The sequence below is a fragment of the Xanthomonas sp. LF02-5 genome, assembly GCF_034105325.1.
GTDB classification, from domain to species: domain Bacteria; phylum Pseudomonadota; class Gammaproteobacteria; order Xanthomonadales; family Xanthomonadaceae; genus Xanthomonas_A; species Xanthomonas_A sontii.
The window spans coordinates 486,809-503,704 of record NZ_JAXGGF010000002.1; the positions used below are offsets into that span (position 1 = coordinate 486,809).

At 67.6% G+C, this 16,896-nt stretch carries 16 protein-coding genes; 7 read left to right on the forward strand and 9 right to left on the reverse strand.

The genetic code is table 11. The annotated features are described in order from the left end of the window. Positions 1 to 78 precede the first annotated feature (78 nt). Positions 79 to 1,260, reverse strand: coding sequence for a class I SAM-dependent rRNA methyltransferase (locus SLW52_RS08150; protein ID WP_152180921.1), 1,182 nt, complete (start codon positions 1,258 to 1,260; stop codon positions 79 to 81). A 258-nt stretch (positions 1,261 to 1,518) separates the two neighbouring features. Here SLW52_RS08150 and SLW52_RS08155 point away from each other — a divergent pair, with 258 nt between their 5' ends. The 5 genes from SLW52_RS08155 (at position 1,519) to SLW52_RS08175 (ending at position 6,755) form a co-directional block, all read left to right on the forward strand. Beyond that, positions 1,519 to 2,472, forward strand: a complete 954-nt coding sequence (locus SLW52_RS08155) for a TerC family protein (RefSeq protein WP_010343036.1) — start codon at positions 1,519 to 1,521, stop codon at positions 2,470 to 2,472. A 102-nt stretch (positions 2,473 to 2,574) separates the two neighbouring features. Further along, complete coding sequence (locus SLW52_RS08160) at positions 2,575 to 3,360, forward strand: rhomboid family intramembrane serine protease (RefSeq protein ID WP_320739957.1); 786 nt, start codon at positions 2,575 to 2,577, stop codon at positions 3,358 to 3,360. 198 nt (positions 3,361 to 3,558) lie between these two features. Continuing rightward, positions 3,559 to 4,395 carry a phosphatase PAP2 family protein gene (locus SLW52_RS08165; RefSeq protein ID WP_152237222.1) on the forward strand — a complete coding sequence of 279 codons (837 nt, stop codon included), beginning with the start codon at positions 3,559 to 3,561 and terminating at the stop codon, positions 4,393 to 4,395. Between the two features lie 106 nt (positions 4,396 to 4,501). Beyond that, a complete protein-coding gene (locus SLW52_RS08170; protein ID WP_017908407.1) occupies positions 4,502 to 5,515 on the forward strand; it encodes a TIGR00266 family protein in 1,014 nt (337 codons plus the stop codon). Positions 5,516 to 5,720: 205 nt separating this feature from the next. Then, a complete protein-coding gene (locus tag SLW52_RS08175) occupies positions 5,721 to 6,755 on the forward strand; it encodes a patatin-like phospholipase family protein (RefSeq protein ID WP_148827390.1) in 1,035 nt (344 codons plus the stop codon). 170 nt (positions 6,756 to 6,925) lie between these two features. Here the strand turns inward: SLW52_RS08175 and SLW52_RS08180 are convergent, their stop codons facing one another. From SLW52_RS08180 to SLW52_RS08195, 4 genes are all read right to left on the reverse strand, one after another. Then, positions 6,926 to 8,257 (reverse strand): XVIPCD domain-containing protein, encoded by a 1,332-nt coding sequence (locus tag SLW52_RS08180; protein WP_226977888.1) that lies wholly within the window; start codon positions 8,255 to 8,257, stop codon positions 6,926 to 6,928. Positions 8,258 to 8,290: 33 nt separating this feature from the next. Then, a complete protein-coding gene (locus SLW52_RS08185; protein WP_152239771.1) occupies positions 8,291 to 9,160 on the reverse strand; it encodes a hypothetical protein in 870 nt (289 codons plus the stop codon). Between the two features lie 132 nt (positions 9,161 to 9,292). Continuing rightward, positions 9,293 to 11,494: a TonB-dependent siderophore receptor gene (locus SLW52_RS08190; RefSeq protein ID WP_152239772.1), complete on the reverse strand. Its 2,202-nt coding sequence runs from the start codon at positions 11,492 to 11,494 to the stop codon at positions 9,293 to 9,295. Between the two features lie 232 nt (positions 11,495 to 11,726). Next, positions 11,727 to 12,206 (reverse strand): Lrp/AsnC family transcriptional regulator, encoded by a 480-nt coding sequence (locus tag SLW52_RS08195; RefSeq protein WP_152239773.1) that lies wholly within the window; start codon positions 12,204 to 12,206, stop codon positions 11,727 to 11,729. A 127-nt stretch (positions 12,207 to 12,333) separates the two neighbouring features. On the opposite strand from SLW52_RS08195, the gene phhA reads away from it, so the two are divergent. Continuing rightward, positions 12,334 to 13,224 carry a phenylalanine 4-monooxygenase gene (gene phhA, locus SLW52_RS08200; RefSeq protein WP_017914533.1) on the forward strand — a complete coding sequence of 297 codons (891 nt, stop codon included), beginning with the start codon at positions 12,334 to 12,336 and terminating at the stop codon, positions 13,222 to 13,224. 55 nt (positions 13,225 to 13,279) lie between these two features. Here the strand turns inward: phhA and SLW52_RS08205 are convergent, their stop codons facing one another. The 3 genes from SLW52_RS08205 to SLW52_RS08215 are packed head-to-tail and all read right to left on the reverse strand — an operon-like array spanning position 13,280 to position 15,206. Then, positions 13,280 to 13,939 (reverse strand): DUF799 domain-containing protein, encoded by a 660-nt coding sequence (locus tag SLW52_RS08205; RefSeq protein WP_320739958.1) that lies wholly within the window; start codon positions 13,937 to 13,939, stop codon positions 13,280 to 13,282. Further along, the gene (locus SLW52_RS08210) at positions 13,936 to 14,307 is read right to left on the reverse strand and encodes a DUF4810 domain-containing protein (RefSeq protein WP_017914534.1); all 372 of its coding nucleotides are present in this window, start codon (positions 14,305 to 14,307) and stop codon (positions 13,936 to 13,938) included. The genes SLW52_RS08205 and SLW52_RS08210 overlap by 4 nt, the downstream gene beginning before the upstream one ends. A 20-nt stretch (positions 14,308 to 14,327) precedes the next feature. Beyond that, entirely contained in the window at positions 14,328 to 15,206 is an 879-nt protein-coding gene (locus SLW52_RS08215; RefSeq protein ID WP_320744240.1) for a CsgG/HfaB family protein, read from the reverse strand. Positions 15,207 to 15,547: 341 nt separating this feature from the next. Between SLW52_RS08215 and SLW52_RS08220 the strand changes: the two genes are divergently transcribed. Continuing rightward, positions 15,548 to 16,066 carry a hypothetical protein gene (locus tag SLW52_RS08220; protein WP_320739959.1) on the forward strand — a complete coding sequence of 173 codons (519 nt, stop codon included), beginning with the start codon at positions 15,548 to 15,550 and terminating at the stop codon, positions 16,064 to 16,066. Between the two features lie 79 nt (positions 16,067 to 16,145). Here SLW52_RS08220 and SLW52_RS08225 read toward each other — a convergent pair whose 3' ends face one another. Then, positions 16,146 to 16,802 (reverse strand): RpiB/LacA/LacB family sugar-phosphate isomerase, encoded by a 657-nt coding sequence (locus SLW52_RS08225; protein WP_026144165.1) that lies wholly within the window; start codon positions 16,800 to 16,802, stop codon positions 16,146 to 16,148. Positions 16,803 to 16,896 lie beyond the last annotated feature (94 nt).

The following is a 16,896-nucleotide window of genomic DNA, read 5'->3' on the forward strand; positions in this document are numbered from 1 at the left end:
GCGTCGATCGCCGGCCGGCGCACCCGGATCAGGCCGTCACGCAGGCATCGCCGCTCGGCCTTGCGCATGCGTGGCGCGCTAGTCCAGCACGCGGCAGAACACCGCCTTGAGGTAGCGCGATTCCTGCACGTGGGCCATGAACGGGTGGTCGGCGCCGGCGCCGGCCACCTTCAGGATCTGGATGGTGCGGCCGGAGAAATAGGCGGCGCGGCGCAGCATGTCCAGGAACTCGTGCTCGGCGACCAGGCCGGTGCAGGAGAAGGTGGCGAACAGGCCGCCCGGAGCGACCACGCCCAGCGCCAGCTTGTTCATGTCCAGATACTTCTTCAGCGCCGGGATCACCTGGTCGCGGTCGCGGGTCATCTTGGCCGGGTCCAGGATCACCACGTCGTACTGGTCGCCGCGGGCAGCGGCATCGCGCAGGTACGGGAAGATGTCGGCCTGCACGAACTTGGGCCGCACGTCGTTGAGGCGAGCGTTGCCCTTGGCGATCTCGATCACGTCCTCGTCGATGTCCACGCCGACCACCTCGGTGGCGCCGCGGACCTTGGCGTAGACCGCGAAGCCGCCGGTGTTGCAGCACAGGTCGAGCACGCGCTTTCCCTCCACCTGCTGGCTCAGCCACTGGCGGTTCTCGCGCTGGTCGGCGAAGAAGCCGGTCTTGTGCGCGCCAGCCGGATCGGCGCGGAAGCGCACGCCGTATTCGCTGATGATCGCCGGCTCCGGGCGCTCGCCGCTGCTGGACACCGGCCGGTAGTCGAAGCTCTCCTGCTTCTGCACGTGCTCCTCGGCGAAGCTGTAGAAGCGCGCGCCGGGGAACTGCGCGCGCAGCGCGGCGTAGATCCACTCGCGGTGGCGGAACATGCCGGCGCTGAAGAACTCCACCACCAGCAGGTCGCCGTAGCGGTCCACCACCAGGCCGGACAGGCCGTCGCCCTCGGCATGCACCACGCGCCAGGCATCGCTGACCGCGTCCAGCTTGAGCACGTCACGGCGCAGCGACACCGCCTCGGCGATCTTGCGCGCGAACCAGGACTCATCGACCGCGATGTCGGGGTGGGTCTCGAGGATGCGCACGGCGATGCGCGAGTGGCCGTTGTAGAAGCCGCGGCCGATCCAGTCGCCGTCCACCCCGACCACGTCCACCAGCGCGCCCGGCTTGGGCCTGGCGGCGGGTTTTTCGACCAGTTTCTGGAAGATCCAAGGATGGCTGGAGCGCCAGGCGTTCTTGAGACGGACTACGGGCAGGGGACTATTCATGAACGCCATTGTAGCCGCCCCGATTGACGGCACCGCCGGCAGCCGCAAGAATGCGCGCAGAAGGGGAGTAGCTCCCGACGTTGTCGCCGTCAATTCGAGCCTGCGGGCTCCGGTGCAACGGCAACCGGTCCGCCGGTTGCGAGCGAGACCTTCGCCGCAGTGGCGAAGGCACCCTCTGGACGACATCCGTCGTCTCCGTCCGGAACGCCTCCGCCACCGCGGCCCCGAGGTTCCCTGTTCACTGACGGAAAATTCCCAATGGAAACGATAGGCAACGTGTGGTTGTGGGGCGGTTTCGCGATCGTTGTGGTCGTGGCGCTGCTGGCGGACCTGGTGCTGATGCGCCACGGCGGTCCGCACAAGGTCACCTTCAAGGAAGCGCTGTGGTGGAGCATCGGCTGGATCGCGCTGGCGCTGGCGTTCAATGCGGGCCTGTGGTGGTACCTGCGCGAGACCATCGACGTGGCCACCGGCAACCGCCTCGGCCTTGAGTTCCTGACCGGCTACCTGGTCGAGAAGTCGCTGGCGGTCGACAACATCTTCGTGTTCCTGATGATTATGAGCTACTTCGCGGTGCCGGAGGAGCAGCGCCAGCGCGTGCTGGTGATCGGCGTGCTCGGCGCGATCGTGCTGCGCGCGGTGATGATCTTCGCCGGCTCGGTGCTGCTGACCAAGTTCCACTGGCTGCTGTACGTGTTCGGCGCGTTCCTGCTGCTGACCGGCATCAAGATGTGGTTCTCGGCGGGCAAGGAGCCGGACCTGGAGGCCAACCCGGTGCTGCGCTTCATGCGCAAGCATCTGCGCCTGACGCCGCAGTACCACGGCAACGCGCTGAGCGTGACCCAGGAAGGCAAGCGCTGGTTCACTCCGCTGTTCGCGGTGCTGATGCTGATCGCGATCACCGACGTGATCTTCGCGGTGGACAGCATTCCGGCGATCTTCGCGATCACCACCGACCCGTTCATCGTGCTGACCTCCAACGTGTTCGCGGTGCTGGGCCTGCGCGCGATGTTCTTCCTGCTGGCGGGCATGGCCGACCGCTTCCACCTGCTGCCCTACGGCCTGGCGATCGTGCTGGTGTTCATCGGCACCAAGATGCTGATCATCGACCTGTACAAGATCCCGGTACTGGTGTCGCTGCTGGCGGTGGCGGTGGTGATCGGCGCCACCGTGGTGCTGAGCCTGCTGCGCCCGGCCAAGCCGGCGCACTGACCCGGCGCGGGCGCCGCGGCCGCGGATTGTCCCGCGGCCGCGGCCAGTCCCTCCCATCGGCGGCGCCTTGCCTTGGACGCCCGGCGCCGCCATCCAGGGAGGATGGACACCTCTTCGCTCCCCTCGCCCACGCCCGAACCCGATGCGCAGGGCCGCTTCGACCGCGCGCGGATCCTGCGTGCGTTCAATGCCAGCCTGGCCTTCGTGGCGGTGCTGGTGGCGGTGTTCGCCAGCCAGGGCCTGTTCGACTGGCGGCCCTGGGCGGTCGCGCCGCACACGGCCGCCGGCCTGCTCGGCGTGCTGACCGCACCGCTGCTGCACGGCTCGCTCGAGCATCTGGGGGCCAATGCTGGCGCCCTGCTGATCCTGGGCACCCTGGCTGGCAGCGTGTATCCGCGCGCCACCCTGGCCGGGCTGCCCTTGCTGTGGCTGGGCTCGGGCCTGGGCGCCTGGTGGCTCGGCGATCCCGGCAGCCATCACCTGGGCGCCAGCGGCGTCGCCCACGGCCTGCTGTTCCTGGTGTTCGTGCTGGCCTTGCTGCGCCGCGACCGCGCCGCGATCGCCGCCAGCATGATCGCCTTCCTGTTCTACGGCGGCATGCTGGTGACGGTGCTGCCGCACGAGGACGGGGTGTCCTGGCAATCGCACCTGGGCGGTGCCGTGGGCGGCGTGGTCGCCGCGCTGCTGCTGCGCCATCGCGATCCGCTGCCGCCGCGCAAGCGCTACAGCTGGGAGGACGAGGACGAGACCGACGATCTCCTCGTCGCCGACGACGAACTGGAACCGCCGCCGCCGACCCAGGTGCCGGTGCTGTGGCAGCCACCGCCGGCGCCGCCGCGCGGGGTCGTGCTGCGCTTCCCGCCGCGCGAGGAGCGTGACGGGGGCTGAGGCGGGAACGGTGCTTCCAGAAATACGCAAACCTGCTTCCGGAGGAGCGGGTTCAGCCGCGACGGGCCTTCCCGGTCACGCCCGTCGCGGCTGAAGCCGCTCCTCTCCGCAGTCGCGCGCCGCGGCATGCCGCCTCGGGCGACCCGTCGCTGCATCGCACCGTACACTGACCGATCCGCCGTCGCTGTCCGAGTCCGCATGCCCGTGTCGCCCGCCTGTCGTGTCCGTTCCGTCGCCGTGGTGCTGGCGCTCGCCCTGGCCGCCTGCAGCGGTCCCGCGCTGCGTGCACCGGCGCCTGCGCCTGCGCCGGCCAAGGCGGTGGGCTATCTGCCGGCCGCGGCGGTGCCGGACAGCCTGCAGCTGCTGCCGGCGCCGCCGGCAGCCGACTCGCCGGGTGAGGCGTTGGACATGGCGATCAACCGCGAGGCGCTGGCCCTGCGCGGCAGCGCGCGCTGGCAGCAGGCCGCGCGCGATGCCGACCTGAGCTTCCCGAACGGCGCCGGCCAGTTCGCCTGCGCGCTGGACGTGGCGATCGATGCGCAGCACACCCCGCACCTGTACACCTTGCTGGAGCGCAGCCGCATCGACGCCAGTGCCGCCACCAAGGCGGCCAAGCGCCGGTACCAGCGCGCGCGGCCGTTCCTGCGCAACGCGCAGGCGGTGTGCACCCCGGGCGATCTCGACGACCTGCGCCAGAGCGGCTCCTATCCCTCAGGACACAGCGCCATCGGCTGGGCCTGGGCGCTGATCCTGAGCGAGATCGCGCCCGAACGCGCCACTGCGCTGATCGCGCGCGGCCGCAACTACGGCGAGAGCCGGCTGGTGTGCAACGTGCACTGGCAGAGCGACGTGCTCGCCGGCCGGTTCATTGGCGCGGCCACGGTGGCGCGGCTGCACGACGATGCGGCCTTCCGCGCCGACCTGGCCGCGGCGCGCGGCGAGATCGCCGCCGCCCGCGCGGCCGGGCGGATGCCGGCAGGCGACTGCACCGCGGAGAACGAGGTTCTGCAGGTGCGCCCGGCCAGCGCGTTGTAAGGCGCAGCGTGCGGACCGGCTGCACCGCCCCCTGCCTTTGGGCAGATGCGAACGGTCCGGGACGGCAGGCTAGACTCGCGCGACTTCCCGCCAAGGACCTGCACCCATGACCCAGTGGTACTTCCTGACCGGCAGCGAACAGACCCGCTCCGGCCCGTTCGACGATGCCGATGCAGTCGCCTTCGCCCGCAACAACCCCACGGCACTGGCCTGGAGCCAGGGCCAGAACGGCTGGCTGCCGGTGGCGCAGATCGCGGCCCTGCAGGGTGGCGCGACGTTCCTGCCGCCGGGCCTGCCGCCGCCGCCGGCCGCAGGCGGCCGCGCCGACGAGATCGACTTCCGCATCGTCGGCCACGAAATGCAGTTCGTGGAGATCGAGCTGGACCCCGGCGAGAGCGCGGTGGCCGAGGCCGGCGCCCTGATGTTCAAGGACGCGGCGGTGCAGATGGACACCGTGTTCGGCGACGGTTCCGGCGGCAACCAGGGCGGGCTGATGGGCAAGCTGCTGTCGGCCGGCAAGCGCCTGGTCACCGGCGAGAGCCTGTTCACCACGGTGTTCACCCACCAGGGCCAGGGCAAGGCCAAGGTCGCCTTCGCCGCGCCCTATCCCGGCACGGTGCTGGCAATGAAGCTGGACCAGCACGGCGGCCGCCTGATCTGCCAGAAGGACAGCTTCCTGGCCGGCGCACGCGGCGTGTCGCTGGGCATCCATTTCCAGCGCAAGATCATGACCGGCCTGTTCGGCGGCGAAGGTTTCATCATGCAGAAGCTGGAGGGCGACGGCTGGGTATTCGTGCATGCCGGCGGCTGCGTGATCGAGCGCGAGCTGGCGGCCGGCGAGCGGCTGGACGTGGACACCGGCTGCGTGGTCGCCTTCCACGCCTCGGTGGACATGGACGTGCGCCCGGTCAGCGGCATCAAGAGCATGTTCTTCGGCGGCGAAGGCATGTTCCTGGCCACCCTCACCGGCCCCGGCAAGGTCTGGCTGCAGTCGCTGCCGTTCTCGCGCCTGGCCGGACGCATGTTCGCCGCCGCGCCGCAGGGAGGCGGGCAGAACCGCGGCGAAGGCTCGGTGCTGGGCGGCTTCGGCCGCATCCTCGACGGCGACAACAACTTCTAAAGCGGCGCATTAGCCCCTCTCCCCCCGGGAGAGGGGTTGGGGTGAGGGTACGTGCGCGCAGCGCCTCGCAACATCAGGCGCACAAACCCCAGGCCTCAGAAACGCGCGCACACCCCACCCCATGACCTCCAGTCGTGGGCGGTGCAGGAGGATGCGGCTATCCTCGCGCCGGCTCCTCCCTTCTTCTTCCTTCCGCGACGCATCCATGACCGTGTTCCGCTCCCCGCGCCTGCTGCTGTCCCTGTCCCTGTTCGGCCTGCTTGCCGCCTGTGGCGGCGAACCCAAGCCGGCACCGCCGGCCCCGGTGGTGAGCGGACCGGCACCGCTGCCCACGCCGGCCGCCCAGCCGCTGCGCATCGGCATCGCCCTGGGCGGCGGTGCGGCCAAGGGCTTCGCCCACATCGGCGTGATCAAGATGCTGCAGGCCAATGGTCTGGAGCCGACGGTGGTGTCCGGCACCAGCGCCGGCAGCGTGGTCGGCGCGCTGTACGCCAGCGGCATGGACGCGTTCCAGATGCAGCAGGCGGCGGTGGCGCTGGACGAGAGCAGCATCCGCGACATGCGCCTGTTCTCCGGCGGCCTGGTGCAGGGCCAGGCGCTGCAGGACTACGTCAACGCCCAGCTCAAGGGCAAGCCGATCGAGAAGCTGGCCAAACCGTTCGCCGCGGTCGCCACCCGGCTGGAAGACGGCGAGCGCACCGTGTTCGTGCGCGGCAATGCCGGCCAGGCGGTGCGCGCGTCCAGCAGCATCCCCGGCGTGTTCGAGCCGGTGACCATCGGCAAGTTCCATTACGTGGACGGCGGCGTGGTCAGCCCGGTGCCGGTGGACGCGGCGCGCCAGCTCGGCGCCGACTTCGTCATCGCCGTGGACATCTCCAGCAAGGCCAGCGGCAAGAACCCGGGCAGCATGCTCGGCACCGTCAACCAGTCGATCGCGATCATGGGCCAGCGCCTGGGCCAGCAGGAACTGGGCCGCGCCGACATCGTGATCCGGCCCAAGGTCAACGACATCGGCGCGGCCGACTTCGCCCAGCGCAACGCCGCGATCCTGGAAGGCGAAAAGGCCGCGCTGGCAGCGATGCCGCAGATCAAGGCCAAGCTGGCGCAACTGCAGCAGCAGCGCGCGGCAGCGGCAGCCGCGGCGGCAAAGGCCGCGCAACCGGCGCCGCCGCCGTGCGAGCCGCAATCGCGACTGGGCCGCCTGCTGCGCCGCGACGATCCCTGCAAGCCGAAAGACTGAGCATTCGCTCCCCTCTCCCGCCAGGAGAGGGGCCGGGGGTGAGGGTAAGCACACCAGTCAAGTTTGCAGAACCGCGCGCGCCGCTGTGACGCCTGGCGTGGGACGCACAGCAGGCGCATCCAGCATGCGCACTGCGGACATGACCACAGGTCCCGCAGGCGTCGCGTCACTCAGATCCGCGGCACCGCACTCTGCCGCTGCGCGTCCTGCTGGTGGACATCCTGATGCAGGGCGACCTGCTGCGCCTGGACCAACGCCTGCTGCCGATCGAACTCGGCAAGCCGCTCGAAGGACTGCGCTACCGGCGTGCGGATCGCCTCTTCGGTGGACATGTGCGCGCGCAGGTGCGCCGGATCCTTCGGATCGCCCTGCACGACGAACACCAGCTCGCCCGGCTGCGCCGTGCGCCCGCGCTCGCTCAACAGCACGTGATCCACTCGCTGCAGACCGTTGCGTGCGGCCAGGTCGGTGACGCTGGCCGCCATGCAGGCGCTGTCCGCATCGGGGCTGCGCCCCAACTGCCGATCCAGCGCCTGGGTGCCGGCGGCGCACTGCTGGTACAGCGCATGACGCGGATGGCCTGGCTCGCTGGGATCGGACGTGCGCGCGGCCTGCGCGGTCGCCGGACCAACCCGCACCGGATCGGCTTCGGCCAGCGTCTGCGGGCTGCGCAGGATAGGCTGGTGGCGGTACGGATCCTCGGGATGGAACTGCTCGCGTAACTGCTGGCGCTCCAGTCGCAGTGCACGCGTATCGTCAAGCTCGCGCAGCTGCTGCGGGTCGCGCACCGGCTGGGCGATGGTCTGCTCGCCGCCATCGACCCAGTTGGTCCATTTGCCGGTCCGCGCATCGCGCTCGTAGTAGACGCTCCGATCGCCGATCCGCTCCGGATCGGCGATCGGCCGCGCTTCGTGCGCGAGCGCCCGCGCAGCGGTCATGCGCCCGATGTAGGACATCGCATCCAACTGCGCGTCGTCGTACTTGCGCACGTCGTTCATGGTGAAACCGGCACGGCTCAAGCCGAGTGCGGAATTGTCGAGCATCATCGACCAGACCTTCTCCGCCTCGGGCTCGCCACCATGGCGGCGCGCGGCGTCGAGCAGTTCGCGCGGCGTCCAGCCATTGGGGTTGATGTGGTGCTTCTGGAAGGTGGCGTCGTGGACGGCTTCAACGTCCTTGACTGGAAGATTGAGCGCCAGATCGGGGCGATGCGCTTTCTTCTGATAGAGCTCACGCTGCTCGAAATCACTCCTCATCAAGTCGACACCGAAACCATTCCATTGGCGCTCACTCATGCGGACGCCATCTTCCCGCGCCTGGCGATCTGCAAACGCATTGGCAGTGGCACCTGGCGCGTTGTCGTTGCGAACTACGCCAAGCGCAAGCAAGCCATAACCGTCATTGCCCTGCTTGTGCGCGAGGTAGTTCCAATAAAGCTCCCGGTTTCCATCTTGGGCATAGTATTTGAGGATTTCGATATCCTTTTCATCAAGTCCTGTCATCAGAGATTCTCCTTATCCCGAATAGATCGCACCTTACAGCCCTCGACTCTGCACCATGAACTTCTTCAGATTGTCGCGCGCGGCTGCTTCGATCTTTTTCCAATCTGGCAGCGCGAAGCGGACGTACCGGATTTCCACCATGGCGCTCAAATCTTTTATGACAAACAAATGAGTACAGTCCGGAAGTGGATCTTCTTTGCTTCGGACTAGTCTCCCATCGCGGTACTCGACACCTGACTCGGTCACTTCATGAGAGGTGCACTTGATCAGCGTGCTGATCTGCCCATTGTGGTCGCGCGCCACATACCAGTCTTTTTGACTGGCGACATTGAAAATGCTTGTTGGCTCATCCGAGTGCGACTCGTTATAGCCATTTTTGCGATAATAGGTGAAGGATTTTTTCAGATCGGCATAGTATGGCGTCAGGCCATAAATCTCCTTACCCTGAATTCTACCCTCAAGACGTTCAGCCGGGTCGCCATCATCCGTAGAGTTCGGCGCGTATAGGACGTTATTTGGATCCACGCCATTCAAATAGTGGTACCCGATATCGACCGTCCGCGTCGACACATCCAGGCTCAGATGTGCGCGTTCGCCCGGTGCGAACGGCTGCAGCGACGGGTATTCCAGGTACAGGCCGAAACTGTCGTCGAAGTTCGGCCCCATCTGGTCGCCGAAGTAGTTGGCCGGAATGCGTAGCTTGTACGGACCCAGGCATGCCTCCATCAATGGCGGCGGCGTCTTGAACGGATCCTGTGGGCCGAGCTGGCGCTGTCTCACGCAGCCCTGGGCATTGGTGGAGGTAGCCGCCGGCGTGTCGGCAGAGCCGGACTGTGCGCACCCTGCCAGGGGCAGGATGCCGGCAAGCAACAAGCACTGGGCCAAGCGCGTGGCGGGTCGCATCTGCATCCTCCGATGATGGCGGCGGCAGTATAGACGCGCAGTGCCGGCCATCGGCACGCATCGCCACGGCGACCACCATCGCAGCAATACCGGGCTGCGCGACGGGCGTCCTTGCCTGTCATGCGCCGTCGCTCAGTACCGCCAGCGCAGCGTAACGCTGACGAACCGCGGCTCGCCGTAGTTCTGATAATCCAGGTTGGCCCAGTACTTCTTGTTCAATGCATTGGTCACCGCCAGCGTCGCGGTCCACTGCGTGCTGAGCTGGTAGTTGGCATTGAAGTGCACCAGCGCGTACGGATCCTGCACCACGGTGACCGGCCGCGTGGCGGCGCTGCCGTCGCCGAGCGGGCGCTGGATGTTGTAGCCGCGCACCGCGCTCTGCCAGCTCACGCCGCCTCCCAGGCTCAGGCGCTGCCAGGCGCCGGGCAGGCGCACCTGGGTGGACAGCTGCAGATAGTCCTCCGGCAGGTTGGCGTAGATCGCGTCGGTCGGCGCACGGGTGACCTTGGCGTGGGTGTAGCCGGCATTGAGCGTCCAGCCCGGGCGCAACTCGCCGTTGTATTCCAGTTCCCAGCCGCGGCTCTTGGTGCCGTCGACGCCGATGTAGGCCGAGCTGCCGTCGGGCAGCGAGGCTTCCGGCTGGGTCATGTCGCGCACCGCATAGTTGTCCTGCCTGGCCTCGAACACCGCCGCACTGAGCAGCGCGCGGCCGTCGGCCAGCTGCGCCTTGATGCCCGCTTCCAGGTTGGAGCCCTGCACCGGCGCCAGCAGGTTGTTGTCCTTGTCCTTGTAGTTCTGCGGATTGAAGATCTCGGTGTAGCTGGCGTAGGTGGAGATGGCCGGGGTGAGGTCGTAGACCAGGCCGACGTAGGGCGTGACCTCGTCGCTGACCCGGTAGCGGCCGCTGGTGCCGGTGTAGCTGCCGTCGGCGGCGAAGGCCTGGGTGCGGGTCTGCCAGGAACTCAGGCGTGCGCCGGCAATCAGTGACAGCGGTTCGACCAGGCGCAGCCGGGTGGAGGCGTACACGCCGCGCTGGGTGGTGCGTGCCTCGCGCCGCGCGCCGGTGCGCGTGGTGGTGATCTGGCCCACGTCGCCGTGCCAGTCGTAGACGTTGGGGATGTAGTAGCAGCGCTCGCGGCCGCAGGTGGTCCAGTCGCCCGGGTAGCGCAGCGCCAGGGTCGGCGTGGTCGACTGCAGGTCCTGCCAGCTGCCGCCGACCACCACGTCGTGGTCGCGGCCGAACAAGGGGAACGTGCCGGACAGGTACACGTCCAGGCCGTCGCGGGTGTCGGTGGCCTGCCCGGCGGCGGCGCGCAGGTAGATGCCGCTGCCGTCGCGCCTGGGATAGCCGCTGCCGTAGACGCGCAGGTTTTCGACCTCGCCCTCGGTGCGCGCCAGGTTGACCTTCAACAGCCAGTTGTCGCCGAAGCGCTGTTCCAGGTTGGCGAAGGTGGTGTGGGTGTTGCGCTGCCAGCGCGCCCACTTCGGCGCCAGGTTGGTGGAGGTCGGCAGGTCGGCGAAGCTGCCGTCGGCGAAGAAGTACGGCACCGTGCCCCAGGTCGAGCCGACCGGGTCGTTGTCCTGGCGCTGGTAGCCGACGGTGACCGTGGTGGTGTCGGTCAGGTCGCCTTCCAGCACCGCCATGCCGGACATCTTCTTCTCGGTGTAGTGGTCGTAGTAGTAGCCGCGGTCCTGCCAGGCGGCGACGAAACGGCTGCGGAAGCGGCCGTCGGCGGTCAGCGGCGCGGTGACGTCGGCCTGGGTGCGGCGGAAGTCCCAGGTGCCGAGCGAGGCCGCGAACGACGCATCGAAGCTCTTGCCGGGGCGCTTGCGCAGCAGGTTGACCGTGGCCGAGGGAATGCCGGCGCCGCTGAGCAGGCCGTTGGCGCCGCGGATCACCTCGACGCGGTCGTAGAAGACCATGTCGTATTCCTGGTTGGTGGAGCCGCTGTAGGTGGGCAGGCCGTCGACCTGGAAGTCGGTGATCTGGAAGCCGCGCGCGAAGTACAGCGGGCGCTGGGTGTCGTAGAAGGACACGTTGACGCCGGTGACGTTGCGCATGACGTCGTTGACGCTGAACAGCGATTCCTCTTCCAGCCGCTGCTGGCCCAGCACGCTCACCGACTGCGGCGTCTCCTGCAGCGTCAGCGGCAGGCGGGTGGTGGTGGACGGCTGCGCACGGCTCGGGCTGCCGCTGACCTCGACCTTGTCCAGCGTGGTCGGCTGCACGTCGGCCGCGGCCTCGGCTTCTGCGGCGAGCAGCGGTGCCGAGGCGGCGGAGAGCGCGGACAGCACGGCGAGGGACAGCAGACGGCGTGGAGCGGAGGAAAGCATGAATCGATCTCGCGAAGTTTGGGCACGGGGCGACACGGTCGCGCCGCGGGTGGCAGGAAAAGGACAGGCGCAGCCGCACTCCACGGCGGAAACCGGCGTGGCTGGCCCGGCAGGGCTGGCGGAGGGGCTGTGGCCGTGGATGGCCGTCGCAGAACGCAAATGTAAATCGTTAGCAACAACTTAACAAGGGTGGCCACGCACCGACACGCTGCGACACATCGGCGATGGGCCGCTAAACGCGCGGCAGCGGCAGGCCCGCGAAGTCCTTGACCGTGCGCAGCACGAAGCTGGAATTGACGTCGGCGACGCCGGCGGCATTGAGCAACTTGTCCAGCAGAAACGCGGAGAAGTGAGCCAGATCGCGGACGTAGACGTGCAACAAGTAGTCCATGTCGCCGGTCAGCGCATGGCAGGCGACCACCTCATCCCAGCCCTGCACGCTGTCGGCGAAATGGGCGATGCCGCTCTGGCCGTGCTTCTCCAGCTGCACGCGCACGAAGGCCTGCAGGCCCAGGCCGATCGCCGCCGGCACCAGCCGCGCGGCGTAGCCGGCGACCACGCCCTCGGCCTCCAGCCGCTGCACCCGGCGCAGGCAGGCCGAGGGCGACAGGTTCACCTGCGCGGCCAGCTCGGCGTTGCTGGCGCGGCCTTCCCGCTGCAGCAGGGCGAGCAGGCGCAGGTCGGTGCGGTCGAAGGTCGGCGATCCGGTCATTTATTGCTCTGCAACATGGCTTATACGCAATAATCTTGCGCGCAGCGCGCCGATCCGTGCAACTTCGCAAGCCCATTGCGCGCCCGCGCGCCTACCATCGTGGCTATTCCTTTCCGGAGCGTCGACCATGGACACCGCACCGCGCCGCGTCGAACACCAGCAGACCGACAAGGGCTACGTGCCGGTCTACACCACGGCCGTGGTGACCCAGCCGTGGGACAGCTACAGCGCCGACGACCACGCCACCTGGGGCACGCTGTACACGCGCCAGCGCGAGCTGCTGGTCGGCCGCGCCTGCGCCGAGTTCCTGCAGGCGCAGGACGCGATGGGCATGAGTTCGCAGGCGATCCCGCGCTTCGACGAGCTCAACGCGGTGCTGCAGGCGACCACCGGCTGGACCCTGGTCGGCGTGGAAGGGTTGCTGCCGGAGCTGGACTTCTTCGACCACCTGGCCAACCGCCGCTTCCCGGTGACCTGGTGGATCCGCCGTCCCGAGCAGATCGACTACATCGCCGAGCCGGACCTGTTCCACGACCTGTTCGGCCACGTGCCGCTGCTGATGAACCCGCTGTTCGCCGACTACATGCAGGCCTACGGGCGCGGCGGCGTCAAGGCGCACGCGATCGGTCCGGACGCGCTGCAGAACCTGACCCGGCTGTACTGGTACACGGTGGAGTTCGGCCTGATCGACACCCCCGACGGCCTGCGCATCTACGGCGCCGGCATCGTCTCGTCGAAGGGCGAATCGCTCTACTCGCTGGAGTCGGACGCCCCCAACCGCATCGGCTTCGACCTGCAGCGGATCATGCGCACCCGCTACCGCATCGACACCTACCAGAAGACCTACTTCGTCATCGACAGCTTCGAGCAACTGATGCAGGCGACCGCGCCGGATTTCACCCCGATCTATGCGGCACTGGCCGACCAGGCGCATCTGCCGGCTGGCCAGGTACAGGCGCAGGACCGCGTGTTCCATGCCGGCAGCGGCGAAGGCTGGGCGGACGGCGGCGACGTGTGAATCGCGGCATTACCCGTCTCCGCCAAACCTGACGGAGACGGGGCAGGGCGCCGGGTCAGTCGGTGCCGTACTTCGGGTTGTAGGGCCCGTACAACAAGCCGCCAGGGTGGCCGGCGGACAGCAGACGCTGGCTGGCCACGTTCCCCATCTGATGCCCTTGGTCGGTGACCTGGTTGACGACCTGATTGATCGCAGCCGTCACCAGCATTCCGACCAGGCCGCCCCCGGCGTTGTTCTGATTTTCGCCGCTCGACGCCTGTGCCTGGCCCTGCCACAGCACCGTCCCGGTGCGCAGATCCACCAGCTTGGCGTTGGCCGAGACCACGACCACGCTGTTGATGATCTGGTAGACAGCACCGTACTTTTCCACGGTGATGTACAGCGCGGCGTCGGCGCCGAAGATTTCCCGCAACTTCTCCGGAGACACCGCCTGTGCTTCATCCGCCACGGTGATGCCGTTCTGCTTGAAGGTCTCGTAGACCGGCGCCACCGGCATCACGTAGTAGCCCGCTTCGGCCAGCGGCAACGTGGTGACCGACAGCACGCTCAGGCTGGCGTTGACGTCCGGTGCATGGCTGACCGGCGGCAAGACCAGGATCGACCGCGGCTTGCTGGCCTTGTACGCGCTGTAATCTTGCGACATCGGCTGCGTCGCGCAGGCGCTCAGCAGCAGACCGAGCACGGCCACGCAGGCCATTCTTGCGACGTTCTTCATTGCGCGCTCCTCGCGTTGCTGGCGTTCTTCAACAACAGATCGATGTAGGTGCCGGACTCGGGATACTGCGTCTTCTCGGCGAGGAGTTCCTGCTGCGCTTTGGCATCGTTGCCGGTTTCGGCGTACAGCATGCCCAGATGCGCCTGCAGTCCCGGCGGCGGCCTGCGGTTGGCGGCCTGCATCACCTGCAGGTCCTTTTCCAGCGCCTGGATCTGCTGTTCCGGGCTACCGCCCTTGAAGTGGCTGTAGACCTGATCCTGGTAGCTGCCCCACTGGTAGAGCGAGGCGCTCTGGTGGGCGCAGCCGACCAGCGCGAGCATGGCGCAGGCGCCAAGCCAGAACCGCGTGCGGACATTGAGGGTATTCATGTGCAAGGGTCCGTTGCGGGTCACTTGACCGGCTTCCAGGCGCCGGAGTCGATCGCGGCGGTGAGATTGTTGACAGCCTCGCGGATCGCCAGATCCAGGACTTTGCCGTTGAGCGTGGAGTCGTAGCTGGAGGTCCCGCCGAAGCCGACGACCTCGCGGTTGGACAAGGTGTACTCGCCGCCGCCCTGCACCGAATACACCACTTCGGATGTCGCGCTATCGACCACGTTCAGGCTGACCTTGGCATAGGCCTGCTGCTGCTTGCCACGGCCGAGAATGCCGAACAGCTGCGTATCGCCGGTCTCCTTGCGGCCGAACTCGGTCACGTCGCCAGTCACGACGTAGTCGGCGCCCTTGAGTTGCTGCGCCTGGCCCTTGATCTGCGCTTCCTGCTTGATCTCGCCCATGTTGTCGCGATCCAGCACACGGAAACGATTGGTCTGCTGCAGATGGGTGATCAGGATGGTCTTGGCCTGGCTGCCCAGGCGATCCGCACCATCGGAAAACAGGCCGCGCATGAAGGACGAGCGGTTGTCGAACTTGCCCACCGCGATCGGCGCGCGTGCGCCGGCGTAAGGCACGCTGGCCGCCGAAACTGTCTGCGGTTTGACGCTCTGATGGGTTTCGGTCGCGCAGGCCGCCAAGCCCAACGCAAGCGTCAACCCCATGGCCCCCTTGATCACACTGTCCTTCATCGATTGCCCCTTGTTGATACAGCTACGAAAAAACGCATCGCCATCGGCTCTGTCCTTGCCCAGCGTCGCCGCATGCGACAGGCATGCACGATCGCGTGCGGACGGCGCGATCCGGGCCATCGGCGAAAGCAGGGAAACAGGCGCTGCAGAAGAGTGATGTCGCTCCATGACCATCCTGCGCAGGGCAGGGAAAGAAAAATCCATGTCGTCCCGCGACGCAGCGGGACCCAGCTAGGTGATGTGTATCGGCGGCGCTAGGTGGAACTTTAGAAATTTTTGCGGGGCTGTCGCAATGCGGGCGTGCCCGGGCCGTGTTGCTCGGTCGCCGGACCTGGATGCTGCGCCATCGCGCTGCGGCACACTGCATCGCGCCAGAGATCGGCCAATCCACAGCGGAGAATCGGCAATGCGCCGATCCCGGGCCACCGACGGCGACCCTACGCTGCGCAGCGAGCAAGATCGGTGCGCCACGACGCGGCCACCCCGGATTCCCGGATGCTCCCGCCCAACGCATGTTGGCGGTCCTGTGCGTCGGGAGAATCCTCATGCTCATTTATGTCGGCCTGGACGGCGATCAGGCGGATCAGCGCGGCGCCAAGCTGAAAGCCTTGCAATCCCACTTCGGCGAAAACCAATCGCATGCGCTGACCCTGCTCGACGCGGCCTCGCTATCGTCCAGCAACAAGACGCGCGGCAAGCGCTTGGTGATCAATTCGCACGGCAACGTCAACGTCTTCGCCGGGCTTGCACCGGAGGCATTCCTGCAGCAACTGCTGGCCAAGGGACTGGGCAAGGAGTCGTTCGAGGAGATCGTGCTGATGGCCTGCCAGGTCGGCGCGCAGAGCCAAACCAACTCCATCGCCAACAACTTCGCCAAGGACCTGAAGCGCTTGCTGGTCGGCCACGGCATCCTCGCCAAGCTGTACGCGCCGCGCGGCACGCTGACCTACCTCGTGCACACCGAGCAGAAGCTGGGCCAGACGTTCTACGTGGTGGACACCATGCATATTGCCTGCCCGGAGCGGAACTATTCGCTGGCGGAAGGCCTGCTGCTGGTGCAGTAAGTTCGCATGCCAACGCCCCGCAGATGCGGGGCGTTTGGCGAACACGCTACCGGACACACCCGCCTGGGCGGGCGCGACCTCAGGCCGCGGCGGCGTCGGCCTTGCCCAGCACGCCGGCGACGAAGGCGCGCAGGTCGGCGTCCTTGGCGTTGTCGAAGAAGCACTGCTGGAAGCGCGGGCCGCCCACGGCCTGCTTGACCAGTTCCGGATCCAGCGCGCGCAGGCCGTCCAGGTAGGACTTGGCCAGGGCCTGCTTGACCTGGGTCAGGATGCCGGCGTTGGCCTGCTGCGATTCGCGGCGCTCGGCCGGGTAGCCCATGCCGCGCTCGCCGCTGAAGGCCTTCTCGAAGATGTAGCGCACGTTGATCTCCGCGCCCCAGCCGTAGCCCTTGGCGAAGGCCAGCGCCAGCGCGTTGCCGTTGTTGACCTGGGCGAACAGGTAGGCGTCGGTCGGCTCGATGCAGTAGCCGCAGAACACGCCCGGGTGCGCGTTGAGCGACATCATCGCGCCCTGCCCGGTGCCGCAGCCGGCGACCACGAAGTCCACCGCGCCGGCATTGAGCAGCAGGCCGGCGCAGATGCCCAGGTGGATGTAGGTCAGGCGGTGGTCGGCGTCGCCGTCCATGCCGACGTTGAACACGCTGTGGCCCTGTGCGGCGGCGACGTCGTTGAGCTGCTGCAGGATCACCGGGTTCTTGGCGGCCTGGCTGAACTCGTTCATTAGGGCGATTTTCATGGGGGTCCTTTGCGTGGGGGATTGGTTGGTGGGGGCAGGTTGGGCGGAACACGGGTCGGCGGCTGACGTACCCTCATCCGCCCTGACGGGCACC